Annotated in this window: 9 protein-coding genes; all 9 read left to right on the top strand. The window is 63.8% G+C overall.

Going from position 1 to position 13,321, the window contains the following annotated elements:
• Positions 1–80: 80 nt before the first annotated feature.
• The 9 genes from KIH75_RS05025 to KIH75_RS04985 all read left to right on the top strand — a co-directional run bounded on the left by KIH75_RS05025 (position 81) and on the right by KIH75_RS04985 (position 13,198).
• Positions 81–2,774 carry a polyribonucleotide nucleotidyltransferase gene (locus KIH75_RS05025; RefSeq protein WP_219055684.1) on the top strand — a complete coding sequence of 898 codons (2,694 nt, stop codon included), beginning with the start codon at positions 81–83 and terminating at the stop codon, positions 2,772–2,774.
• Positions 2,775–3,186: 412 nt separating this feature from the next.
• Entirely contained in the window at positions 3,187–3,756 is a 570-nt protein-coding gene (locus KIH75_RS05020) for a LemA family protein (RefSeq protein ID WP_219055683.1), read from the top strand.
• Between the two features lie 239 nt (positions 3,757–3,995).
• Positions 3,996–6,182: a DUF2207 domain-containing protein gene (locus KIH75_RS05015; RefSeq protein WP_219055682.1), complete on the top strand. Its 2,187-nt coding sequence runs from the start codon at positions 3,996–3,998 to the stop codon at positions 6,180–6,182.
• 198 nt (positions 6,183–6,380) lie between these two features.
• Positions 6,381–7,244, top strand: a complete 864-nt coding sequence (locus KIH75_RS05010; protein ID WP_219055681.1) for an aldo/keto reductase — start codon at positions 6,381–6,383, stop codon at positions 7,242–7,244.
• A gap of 96 nt (positions 7,245–7,340) precedes the next feature.
• Positions 7,341–8,915, top strand: a complete 1,575-nt coding sequence (locus tag KIH75_RS05005; protein WP_219055680.1) for a peptidase U32 family protein — start codon at positions 7,341–7,343, stop codon at positions 8,913–8,915.
• 71 nt (positions 8,916–8,986) lie between these two features.
• Positions 8,987–9,985, top strand: coding sequence for a purine nucleoside phosphorylase YfiH/LACC1 family protein (locus KIH75_RS05000; RefSeq protein WP_219055679.1), 999 nt, complete (start codon positions 8,987–8,989; stop codon positions 9,983–9,985).
• 155 nt (positions 9,986–10,140) lie between these two features.
• Positions 10,141–10,953, top strand: a complete 813-nt coding sequence (locus tag KIH75_RS04995; protein ID WP_219055678.1) for an IspD/TarI family cytidylyltransferase — start codon at positions 10,141–10,143, stop codon at positions 10,951–10,953.
• Positions 10,954–10,990: 37 nt separating this feature from the next.
• Entirely contained in the window at positions 10,991–11,647 is a 657-nt protein-coding gene (locus tag KIH75_RS04990) for a pyroglutamyl-peptidase I (protein ID WP_219055677.1), read from the top strand.
• A gap of 156 nt (positions 11,648–11,803) precedes the next feature.
• Complete coding sequence (locus tag KIH75_RS04985; protein ID WP_219055676.1) at positions 11,804–13,198, top strand: cell division protein; 1,395 nt, start codon at positions 11,804–11,806, stop codon at positions 13,196–13,198.
• Positions 13,199–13,321 lie beyond the last annotated feature (123 nt).

Below are 13,321 nucleotides of genomic sequence, written 5' to 3'. Positions count from 1 at the left end.
GAACATTGCGAATGTAAGAGCTTGCCCAGCTGAAGAGGGCTGTTTGAAGGAATATTAGGAAAACACAAAGGAGTAGCCCCATGGAGGGTCCTGAAATCAAGGCCGCAGAAGCCGTTATCGACAACGGTTCGTTCGGCAAGCGCACGCTGCGCTTCGAAACCGGTCGTCTCGCCCAGCAGGCGGACGGCGCAGTCGCCGCCTACCTGGACGACGACACCATGATCCTGTCCACCACCACCGCCGGTTCCAGCCCGAAGGAGAACTACGACTTCTTCCCGCTGACCGTCGACGTGGAAGAGAAGATGTACGCCGCGGGCAAGATTCCCGGCTCCTTCTTCCGCCGCGAAGGCCGTCCGAGCTCCGAGGCCATCCTCGCCTGCCGTATCATCGACCGTCCGCTGCGTCCGCTGTTCCCGCACACCCTGCGCAACGAGGTGCAGGTCGTCGAGACCATTCTCGCCGTCAACCCGCAGGACGCCTACGATGTGGTCGCGCTGAACGCCGCATCCGCTTCCACCATGATTTCCGGCCTGCCGTTCGAAGGCCCGGTCTCCGGCGTGCGTCTGGCCCTCATCGACGGTCAGTGGGTCGCCTTCCCGACCTGGGAGCAGCGTGAACGCGCCGTCTTCGAGATCGTGGTCGCGGGCCGTGTCATCGAGAACGGTGACGTCGCCATCGCCATGATCGAAGCCGGTGCAGGCAAGAACGCCTGGCACCTCATCTACGACGAAGGCCAGACCAAGCCGGACGAGGAAGTCGTCGCCGGTGGTCTGGAAGCCGCCAAGCCGTTCATCAAGGTGATCTGCGAAGCCCAGAACGAGCTCAAGGAGAAGGCCGCCAAGGAAACCAAGGAATTCCAGCTCTTCCCGGAGTACACCGACGAGCTGTACGCGCGCATCGACGAGATCGCGCACAAGGATCTCGATGAGGCCCTGACCATCGCGGAGAAGCTGCCGCGTCAGGATCGCATCAAGGAGATCAAGGAAGGCGTGAAGGCCACCCTCGCCAACGAGTTCGAGGACATGGACGACGCCGAGAAGGAAAAGGAAATCGGCAACGCCTTCAAGGAGCTGCAGCGCCAGATCGTGCGTCGCCGCATCCTGACCGAGGATTACCGCATCGACGGCCGTGGCCTGCGCGACATCCGCACCCTGTCCGCCGAAGTGGACATCGTGCCCCGCGTGCACGGCTCCGCCCTGTTCCAGCGCGGCGAAACCCAGATCCTGGGCGTCACCACCCTGAACATGCTCAAGATGGAACAGCAGCTGGACTCCCTGTCCGGCCCGCAGTCCAAGCGTTACATGCACAACTACGAGATGCCGCCGTACTCCACCGGCGAAACCGGCCGTGTCGGCTCCCCGAAGCGCCGCGAAATCGGCCACGGCGCCCTCGCCGAGAAGGCCCTCGTGCCCGTGCTGCCGAGCCGTGAGGAGTTCCCGTACGCCATCCGTCAGGTCTCCGAAGCCATCGGTTCCAACGGTTCCACCTCCATGGGCTCCGTGTGCGCATCCACCCTGTCGCTGCTCGCCGCCGGCGTGCCGCTGAAGGCCCCCGTCGCGGGCATCGCCATGGGCCTCGTGTCCGGTGATGTGGACGGCAAGCACATCTTCAAGACCCTGACCGACATTCTGGGCGCCGAAGACGCGTTCGGCGACATGGACTTCAAGGTCGCCGGTACCTCCGAGTTCATTACCGCCCTGCAGCTCGACACCAAGCTGGACGGCATCCCCGCCGACATCCTGGCCGCCGCCCTGCAGCAGGCCAAGGAAGCCCGCACCACCATCCTCGAAGTCATCAACGAGTGCATCGACGGCCCGGCCGAGATGAGCGAGTTCGCTCCGCGCATCATCACCACCACCGTCCCGGTCGACAAGATCGGCGAGATCATCGGACCGAAGGGCAAGATGATCAACCAGATTCAGGAAGACACCGGCGCCGAAATCGCCATCGAGGATGACGGTACCGTGTTCATCTCCTCCGAAGGTGGCGAAGCCGCCGAGAAGGCCAAGCAGATCATCGACCAGATCGCCAACCCGCACGTTCCGGAAGCCGGCGAAACCTACAACGGCAAGGTCGTCAAGACCACGTCCTTCGGCGCGTTCGTGAACCTGACCCCGGGCACCGACGGTCTGCTGCACATCTCCCAGATCCGCAACCTCGCCAACGGCGAACGCATCGATCAGGTCGAGGACGTGCTGCAGGAAGGCGACACCGTCGAGGTCGTCGTGCAGGGCGTCGACGATCGCGGCAAGATCAGCCTCGCCATCCCGGGCTTCGAAGAGCAGGAGTCCAACTCCGGCCGTGGCAACCGTGAGGATCGCGGTGACCGTGGCGGACGTGGCGATCGTGGTGGCCGTGGCCGCCGTGACGACCGTCGCGATGACCGTCATGACGATCGCCGTGACGACCGTCGTTCCCGCGACGACCGCGACTATGATGATCGTCCGCGTCGTGGCCGTCATGAGGATCGCGACAACGATCGCGACCGCGATTACGATGATCGTCCGCGTCGCCGTCGTTCCTACGACGACCGCGATGATCGCGATTACGATGATCGTCCGCGTCGCCGTCGTTCCTACGACGACCGTGGCGACCGCGATCGCGACTACGATCGCGACGACCGCCGTGGTGGCCGTGGCAACCGCCGCGGTTCCGACCGCAACCCGCGTTACGCGACCGATGACAACTACGACGATTACCGTTCCGAGCGCGAAGAGCGCACCGAGCGTCCGCGTCGCCGCGTCCGTCGCGACTTTGATCCGTTCGAAGACTGACGTCTTCTCACGGATCCCTCGCAGCGGAGCTGCTCACTTCGCCTACAGGAAGCCCACTGGGCTTCCTGCTTGACGGCTCAGCATTCGAAGACTGACGTCTTCTCACGGATCCTTCGCAGCGGAGCTGCTCACTTCGCCTACGGGAAGCCCACTGGGCTTCCTGCTTGACGGCTCAGCATTTGAGGATTGAGATTCTCTCACGGCCAGTGATGCACGGCGTCACCGGCCGTGAAGAACGGTGATGATATTGATATCGGGGCCACCCGCTGGAAGAGATTCCGGCGGGTGGCCCCGGTTCGTTTCCCGGGGTCGTTTCCCAAGGCGTGGAATGGCGCGGTTTCCACGGTATGCGTTTTCGTATGCGTATGCGATAATGAAATCGTTGTCTCGATTTGCAAGGAGGAACTTGCCTATGAACATCGCCGTTATCATCGCAATCGTTGTGGTCGTACTGATCGTGTTGTGGGCGATCAGCGCATACAACGGTCTCGTGGCGCTGCGCAACCGTGTGAAGAACGCATGGTCGCAGATCGACGTCCAGCTCAAGCAGCGCGCCGACCTCGTACCGAACCTCGTGGAGACGGTCAAAGGATACGTCGCCCACGAATCCGAGGTCTTCACCCAGGTGACGCAGGCCCGCAACAAGGCCGTCCAGGTCGCCGCCGACCCGAACGCCGACCCGGCGCAGCGCATCCAGGCGGAAAACGACCTCTCCCGCGCCATCTTCAACCTGCAGGCCACCGCCGAAGCGTACCCGCAGCTGCAGGCCAACCAGAACTTCATGGACCTGCAGTCCCAGCTCAAGACGCTTGAGGAGAAGCTCGCCTACGCGCGCCAGTTCTACAACGACGTGGTCCAGAAGTACAACACCAAGATCGAGACGGTGCCCACCAACATCATCGCCTCGCTGTTCCACTTCAAGCAGGCCGATCACTACCAGATCGCCGAAGCCGACCGCGCGGTGCCGCAGGTCAAGTTCTGACGGTTCCACCGGTTCACTGGTTCCAACGGTTCGCCGGATTCCGGTGATTCCGGTTTCATGATTCCCCAAGGCCCGCAATCGCAAAGCCAGCCTTGGGGAATTCGGGCGCGACGCAAGGGGGAGTCGCGCCCCACGGTGCCGGGCAGGCTCGGCAACGGATGCGGGTGCAAGGGAAGAGGCACCCGCCGCGATGCGGCGTACGCAACCGCCGTTCGACAACGCAAGGGAAGAGAGAATGGATGAGGAAGAGGCTTATCAAGGCGGTGGTCACCGCCATCATCGCAGCCTTGGCCGCGGCGTTCATGGTGGCGTTCGTCTGGCTCGACGGCAACGATGAAGCGTCGGCGAGCTACCGGAGCCTGGATTACGAGGCGACGGTGCAAACCAACGGCGATCTGAAGATCGTGCAGCACATCGACTACCACTTCAAGAAAAGGGAAGACGACAACGGCCATACCAAATACTGGCGGCAGCTGTACTGGCAGTACACGTTGGACAGCACGAACCTGACCAACATCACCGACATCAAGGTCAAAAACACCACCACGGGCGCGGAATACAGCCAGATCAACCCGCAGAACCCCGACAGGGTGGATCAGTACACGTGGGATTCGAAGTTCGCGAACCATTGGTATATCGCCGATGTGACGAACGGCAGCAGCTACCCCGAACCGTTCGACACGCAGAACGACGGACTGGATCCGAACGCGCAGGAACGGACGACGAAAACCGTCGAGGTCGGCTGGAACATCCCATACACGGTCAAGGCCGACAGCATGAAATTCGACGTGGAGATGACCTTCCATGGCGTCGCCACGAAGTACAAGGACATCACCAGCTTCCAATGGGAGCCGATCGGCCCGACCAACACCATCCCCGCCGCAAAGGTGACGGGCGTCGTGCGATTCCCGGACGGCATCGACGCGAAGAACTCGTGGGGTTGGCTGCACACCAAGAACAATTCCGAAACGGAACGCGGCAAGCAAGGCGAACTGCGGTTCACCGTATACGATCTGAAGTCCGAACAGTACGTCGACGTGGTCGCCGCCTTCGACAGTGCGGTGGCATCCGATGTCGCCAGGACGGAATTAACCGATCACCTCGACACATTGAAGGCCGATGAGGCGAAACAGGAGAAGGCTTGGCGCGACAGCCAGCATAAGAAGGCCGTCATCCGCGTCGTCATCTGGATTCTTTCGCTGGCCGTCGGCATCGGTTCGTGCGTTCTCGCGATCATCGCGGTGATCCAGTCCAACAAGGCTTCGCGCTACCGCGGAGGATTGGAATACTGGCGTGACCGCCCGTCGCTGTCCCCGGCATCAGCCGCCCGCATGATCGACATCGTCGGCGAAGCGAAGGGCACCCAGTCCTCCCGCTCCATGACGGCCACGATACTGGCGCTCGCAGCCAAACATGCCATCGCGATCTACCCGGGCCCGGCTTCGAACTACAAGGGCATCGACATGAGCACCGCCGACCCGGTGCAGATTTCGCACATGATCGCGTCCGACGGCACCAAGGCGCTCGCCTCGTCCAAGACGAGCACCATCGTCATCATGCCGGATGCGCTGCATAACCGCGGGACGTTGAACCTGAGCCAGTCCGAACAGAAGTGCCTGCGCCTGCTGATCAGCATTTCGACGCGCGTGGGCTACCCGGTGTTCGATCTCAAGCAGATGAAGGACGCCTGCAAGGATTGGACCTCCGGCTACAGGGAGCTGGAAGCCTTCGAAAGCGCCTGCGACACCGAATTCGCGCTGCTCGGCGCCACCAGCCAGTCGGCATGGCGGTACATGCTGCCGGGAAGCATCGCCGCGATCATCGGCCTGATCATCTGCATCAACGGCTTCTTCATCGGCAATCTCGTGCTCGGCTTCCTCATCGGCATGCCGATGTTCCTGATCGGCGTGTTCTGCGATTGCGCAGGGGCGTCCGAAACGGTCACGCCCGCCGGTCAGGAATACGCCGGCCAATGCCTCGGCCTGCGCAACTACATGCAGGACTTCTCCGACTTCTCCGATCGCGGTTCCGCCGATCTGAAGATGTGGGACTGGTACCTGGTGTATGCGGCGGCGTTCGGCATTTCCGAGCGTGTGATGAAGGAGCTTGCGAAAGCCTACCCGCAGGTGCGCGACCAGGAATGGCTGGACGCGAACGGTGCCGGTTCGATGTGGTACTGGAGCTACAGCCCGATGTACTGGGGTTCCGATTCGACGTCGAGCACGCCATTCGGCGGCGGATTCGGCGGTTCCGCGGGCATGTTCGACATCGGCACGCAGATCGATTCCGGCTTCTCCGCGGTGCGCAGCACCATCAGCGCCGCGGCCCCGTCCAGCAGCAGCGGCGGTTCCGGCGGTTCGTTCTCCGGCGGCGGATTCGGCGGTTCGAGCGGCGGTTCCGGCGGCGGTTCCTCGGGCGCCCGCTGATAGTACGGGCGATTGCCCGGCCCCGACTGTTCCCCGGTGTGGAATATCCGCACCGGGGAACAGTGCGTTTCCGGGAAGATGGAGGTGCGCGGCGGCGAGGGGAGCGGGTCCGGTCGGGCGCACCCTCATGCCGTGGGGCGCAAGTATTCTGGAACACAGCGCACACAACCGTCAAACGCGTACCGTAAGGAGAATCCCATGACCCTGTTCCGAGATCTCGGACCGTTCCACACCACCGCCATCGGGCACGGCGAAATGCCGTTGACCATCGAAAACAACCGTGGCCATGACGTCGGCATCGAAACCCTGCACGCCTCGCTGGACGCGGGATGCCGCCACATCGACACCGCATGGGCCTACTACACGCCCGGCGAGGAGGAGCAGACCGGCGAAAAGCTGGTGCGCGAGGCGCTCGACACGTGGAAGGGGCCGCGTGAGGAGGTCACCGTGGCCACCAAGGTCGGTCTGAGGCGTGCCTGGGACGGCGACAAGCCGATCTGGCCGCGCGACGGCAAGCCGGAACACATCATCGAATACGGCAAGCAGTCCGCCCAAGCGCTTGGCGTCGACTCCATCGACCTGCTGTACCTGCACCGTCACGATCCCGAAGTGCCGTACAACGAGTCCTGCGAGGGCATCAAGGCCCTGCTTGACCAGGGCGTGGCCCAGTGGGCCGGCGTTTCCAACGTCACCATCGAACAGCTCGACATCGCCCGCGAGATCCTGGGCGACAAGCTCGTGGCCGTGCAGAACCAGTATTCGCCGATCCACCTGGAGACGCAGGATACGCTCGACTACTGCCGTGAGCTCGGACTGGCGTTCGTGTGCTGGAGCCCGCTCGGCGGCTACCGTCACCCGTACGACGAGCATCTGTTCGACCCGTTCCGCAAGGTCGCGGCCGAGCACGGCGTGAGCTACCAGCGCGTGGTGCTGGCATGGGAGCTCGCCAAGGGCGACCACATGTTCGTGATCCCCGGTGCGCACCGCCCCGAAACCATTCTCGATTCGCTTAAGGCGGACGAGCTCGAACTCAGCCCCGAAGAGCTGGAGTTCCTCGGCTGACCGATTGCCCGAACCCCCGCAGGGGCGGACGGGGCCGGCACCGCGCTGTGCACTCCAATCCGTACAATATGGAAGGTTTTACGTCGAGTACGAGGAATGAACGTGCATAGAAGAAACAAGCCCGAAGTGTTGGCCCCGGCAGGCAATCTGCGAGGACTCAAAACCGCCGTCGACTACGGCGCGGACGCCGTGTACTGCGGCGGCAAGGCGTTCGGCATGCGCAGCGCGCCGAAGAACCTGTCGTTGGACGATTTCGAGGAGGGCGCACGCTACGCGCATGAGCGCGGGGCACGCGTCTACGTGACCTGCAACGTGCTGCCGCGCAACAGCGAGGTCGAGGCGATCCGCGATTATCTCGGCCAGCTGAAAGACACCGGCGTGGACGCGCTGATCGTCAGCGATATCGGTGTGATGATGACCGCGCGTGAGGTCGCGCCGGAACTCGAACTGCATGTGAGCACGCAGGCCGGCATCACCAATTACGGCGCCGCACGCGCCTTCTACGAGCTTGGCGCCAAGCGCGTGGTGCTCGCCCGCGAAATGGACCTGCAGGCGGTGCGCGACATCCGCGCTCGCATCCCCGACGACATGGATATCGAATGCTTCGTGCATGGTGCCATGTGCATGGCGTTCTCCGGCCGTTGCCTGTTCTCCAACTATCTGACCGGCCGTGACGGCAATCACGGCGAATGCGCCCAGCCCTGCCGTTGGAAGTACTCGATCGTGGAGGAGAAGCGCCCCGGCCAGTATTTCCCCATCGAACAGACCGAGAACGGCGCGTACCTGTTCAACTCGCAGGATATGAACATGCTGGAACATGTCGACGATCTGATCGACTCGGGCGCGACCAGTCTCAAGATCGAGGGACGGTCCAAAAGCGCCTACTACATCGCCGCGATGACCAACGCCTACCGCACCGCGGTGGACCTGTACATGGTCGCGCGCGGGTTCGAGGACGCCGATGGCAACGTACTCAAGCCGTTCCACGACGCCGTGATCCGCCCCGGCGACCCCGATTACCGCGCCGCCGCCCAGGATGACATCGCGCGTAACGCGGACAAGGCCTTCGCGGGCGTGCCCGATGCGGAGGACGGTCAGGCCGCGCCGCAGGTCGGTTCGGCGCGCACCGCCAATATCGGCAACGCCGACGACGGTGATCTGAGCTACCATGCGCGCAGCACGCGCCGCAAGTCCAACACCGCGGCGGAGATCCTGCCCGAAGGCTGGCATCATGCCGCCGTGCGACCGGCCGAACATGTTGAACTGCCGGAATGGTTGAAGGAGGAGCCTTACAAGGTGGCTCACCGCGACTATTCCACGGGCTTCTACTACCCCGAGCGCAAGGTGCAGCAGCGCACCGACCGCGCCGGGTATTTCCGCTCCTGGCTGGTGGTCGGCGAAGCCATCTCGTGGTCGCCGGACGGCGGCGGCAGGCTCACCATCATGAGCCGCAACAAGATCGAACCCGGTCAGGAGGTCGAATTCCTGCTCGCCGGCCAGCCGCCGCTGGCCTACACCATCCCCGATTCCGGGCTGCGGGACGCGGACGGCGTGCCGGTCGCCGCCATCAACAATCCGGCGCACGTGTTCTCCATCCCCTGCCCGCACGAGATCCCGGCCAACACCGCCATCCGTTCGCGCACTAAGCACGCCACGCTCAAGGCCGAATAGCCTCGCCGTGCCCACACGGACAAACCCACCTATCGTCACCATCATCGAAGGAACAAGCGAAGGAACACAGCATGACCGAATACGACGACGCGATCCTCGACTCGTCCACCATCAGCTCCACGGACAAGGCCGGACGCCCGATTCCCGTCACCATCCCGATCGCCCTCGCGCAGGGCGTCACCGTCACCTACACCACGCGACTCGGTGGCCTGAGCTCGGGGGAGTGGGGCAACTGCAATCTCGGCGGCAAGGGCGGCGACAGCGCCGAAGCCGTGCTGTCGAACCGTATCGCGCTGTCCGAAGCGGTCGGCGCACCGTTGAGCATCATTTCGCAGGTGCATTCCGGCAAGGCCGTCGACGTGGATGAGGTGTTCGGCAGGAACGCGCCGTTCGGTTACGATTTCTCCGGCACCCATGATGCCGAAGGGCACACGCCCGAAGGCGTGACGGTGATCGAAGCCGACGCGCAGGTCACTTCCCGCAAGGGCATGGCGTTGGGCGTGTTCGCCGCGGATTGCCTGCCCGTGCTGCTCGCCGACCCGCAGGCCGGCGTGATCGGCGTCGCCCACTGCGGCCGCAAAGGCCTGCAGGAGGGCGTGATCGGTTCGGCGGTCGAACTGATGAAGGCCAAGGGCGCGGTTCCGGAGCGCATCGTGGCCACGCTCGGCCCGCGCATCTGCGGCGACTGCTACGAGACCGGCGACGAGATCGCCGACGAGTTCGACGCGCAGTTCCCCGGCAGCTTCTCGCTCACCCGCTTCGGCGGCACCGGCATCAACATCGTCGCCGCGGCGTTGAGCGAACTCGCCGAAGCCGGCGTGGTGGCCGACAACATCATCGAATCGCGCCCGCGCGTCAACGCGGCCACCCAGTACCTGAGCGAAGACGCCGAACTGGCCGAACTGTGCGCCACCGACGGCGAAGGGCCCGCAAGCCTCGAGGAGCGCATCGGCGCGATTCGTCGCAGCATGTGCACCGTGGAGAACCCGCTGTGGTATTCGCACCGCAGGGCTTCGCTCGCCGGCAAAACCCATGAAGGGCGTATGCTCGCGCTGATCCAGCGCAGCTGACGGCCACCGGCCCATCGGCTTACCGGTCCGACGGTCGAACGATTGAACGTCCGAATGTCCGAACATCCGAATGCCCGAACGGCGGACGGAGATTCCGTGCAGAACGAACGCCCGCGCCCATCCCAAAGCCTCGGCGCGGCATAGGTTGGAGAACTATGCAAGAAGAAGAGAAGAAGCAGCAGACGGTGCCCGTGGTGGCCGTGGTCCTCGCGGCCGGTTTCGGCACCCGTTTCGACCCGGAGAACCCCAAGCAGCTGGTCTGCATCGCCGACAAGCCCATCGTGTGCTGGAGCATCGAGGCGTTCGAACGCAACAGCCGCGTCAGCGACATCGTGGTGGTGGTGAACCCGAAGGTGCGTGACGGCATCGAAGGGCTTATCGACGAAGCCGGGTACGGCAAGGTGCGCATGGTGATCGACGGCGGCGCCGAACGCGCCGACAGTACGATGGCCGCGTTGGATGTGCTGGAACAGGCGGGGATCCCCGAAAGCGCGAAGATCCTCATCCACGACGCCGTACGCCCCTTCGTCTCGCAGGAGTCGATCGACGATTCGATCGACGCGCTGGACGAGTTCACGGCCGCGACCGTCGCCTTCGCTTCGACTGACACCATCCTGCTGACGCGCGACGCGGGCGATCGCAAGGTGATCGCCTCGGTGCCGGACCGCGCCGACACGTTCCGCGCGCAGACCCCGCAGTCGTTCCGTTTCGGCACGATCCACCACGCCTACGAGCTGGCGGCGGGCGATCCCGACTTCCATCCGACCGACGACACCCGCGTGGTGGTTGATTACCTGCCCGACGAACCGGTCGCCATCGTGGCCGGCAGCGAAACGAACCTGAAGGTCACCACGCTCGCCGATCTGCCCACGGCGGAACGCATCGCGGCGAGCGTCACGCACCAGCTCACCAAGGAGGAGGCGCGCGCCCGCATGCACGCCATCCTGCGTGAAGCGGTGGCCCACTGAGCGACTGAGCACAACTGAGGAACGGTAGACTGGGCGTATGCAGCAGATCAGCGTGGTGATTTCCGGATTCGACCATTACGACGGCGTCGACGTCAATCCCTCCCATGAGGTGCCGAAAGCCTTGGCGGAGCATGGCGTCGGCGAGCTTGACGGCGTGGAGCTCGCCATCAGCGCGGTGAGCCTGCCGGTGAGTTTCGCCAAGGCATGGCCGATGCTGGAACAGGCCATCGAATCCGCGAAGCCGAACATCGTCATCGCCACCGGGCTGAAGCGTGCGGCCCGCGGCGTGATGCTGGAACGGTGCGCCACGAATCTCATGGACGCCAACAGGCCGGACATCGACAACGCCGTTCCCAAGCTCGCGCGCATCGACCCGAACGGCCCCGCCGCCTACTGGACCAGGCTGCCGTTGCGTGCGATTCTCAGCCAGTTCACCCACGATTCCATTCCCGCCACGCTCAGCTCCGACGCCGGCACCTTCGTGTGCAATTCCCTGTTCTACAACCTGCTGAACTGGGCATCCTCGCAGGAGAAGGTGCTGGCCGGATTCGTGAGCCTGCCGCTGGTCAACGAGGAGCCGCACCCGCAGCATGGTCTGCCGATGAACCAACTGGTGCAGGCCGGTGCCGACGTGGTACGCGAAAGCGTGGAATACTACATGCGCCCCTCCAGCGAGGACATTCTCATCGCCTGAATCACGCCCTGCAGCCGCCATGCGGTCGAGGCTGTGTGAAAGTGCAAGACGTTCGCCGATTCGCGGGCACATATGAAGTAGTGTTTTACGTGTTTACGTGGATAAAGTCGAGTAGGATATGTGCCACGAAGGATTTTCGGCGGAAAGGATCAGAGCATGGAACAGTTCCCGGTTGTCTTGCGGGGATACGACAAGGATAAGGTGGACGCGGCGTTCGCTTCGGCACAGAAGACGCTGGCCGATATGCGCGAGCAGATCGCGTCCAATGACGATATGATCCTTCAGCTGCAGGCGCAGCTCGAACAGGAGAAGGCCCGCCAGAGCAAGTCCGGCAGCAGCTTCTCCTCGCTGGGCGCGAACGCGCAGCAGATGCTGTCCTCCGCGGAACAGACGAGCGCCGAACTGCTCGAACGTGCCAAGAGCGACGCCGCATCCACCCGTTCCGCCGCACAGGTCCAGGCACAGACCCTGATCAACAACGCCAAGCTCGACGCCCGGCGCATCGTGGACGATGCCAAGGCCAAGGCGGACAGCATCCTGACCCGCGCCAACAACGACGCCGAAAGCCTGACCCATTCCGCCAAGGAAGACGCCGAGCATCTGCGCTCCGAAACCGCCAAGAACGTCACCGAGCAGCGCCAGACCGTCGAAATCGAACTGCGCAACGCCCGCGAGGAGCAGACGAAGAAGCTCGCCTCCGAACGTTCCACCCAGGAACGTGAGATCGCCGAAATGAAGGCCGACGCCGTCCAGCAGATCGCCGACCAGCGCAAGAGCACCAACGAGGAGCTCACCCGTCTGAAGAACGAGGCCAACGACCAGATCGAAGCCGCGCTCGCCGAAGCGAACAAGAAGCTTGCCGACGTGCGCGAGCAGGTCGCCAAGATGACCACCGATGCGCAGCGCAAGGCCGCCGAAATCACCGACGCGGCACAGACGAAGGCCCAGGAGATCACCGACGAGGCCGAAGTGCACCGCACCAAGACCATGAGTCAGGTCACCGCCGAAGTCGAGCAGATTCGCACCGACATCGCCGCCCAGCAGGAGGAAGCCACCAAGAAGGTGAGCGAACTGCTCAAGAGCTTGGAGGAGAGCCGTACCGCGGCCAAGAAGGAAGCCGACGAGCTGATCAGCCAAGCCAAGACCGCACGTCAGGAGGCCGACGAGTACGCCACCCGCAAGCGTACCGACACCGACGCCAAGGTCGACGTGATGCTGAAGAACGCGCAGGATGAGGTCGAACGCCAGATCGACGAACGCCGTCAGGCGGCGCAGGGGGAGATCGAGGATCTCAAGAAGCGCATCAGCGACCTGCAGCAGCGCGAAGCCCAGATCACGCAGCGTGTGGGTGAACTGCGCTCCATGTTCTCCAACGCGTTCGCGGGATTCCTCGCCGGTGACGGCATGGATGCTCCCGCAGCGCCCGCAGCTCCCGCCGCCCAGGCTCCCGTCCAGCAGGGCGAGAACGAGCAGCCCGCCGCCGAAGCCGCCGAAGCCGTGGAAACCGCTGAAGGCGGCGAGAACGGCGAGAACGAAGGCTCGCAGGAGTAATCTTCCGCCACACCACGCATACCAGTTCCCAAGCCCCTTGCGCAATGCCGGATCCGGCCCGCGCAAGGGGCTTTTCATAACAGCCGGCGATGATGGTAGGCTGGGCATCAAACCATAACCATC

It is taken from the genome of Bifidobacterium pongonis (genome assembly GCF_019331805.1).
GTDB classification, from domain to species: Bacteria; Actinomycetota; Actinomycetes; order Actinomycetales; family Bifidobacteriaceae; genus Bifidobacterium; species Bifidobacterium pongonis.
This window is presented reverse-complemented; position numbering and strand designations above follow the sequence as displayed.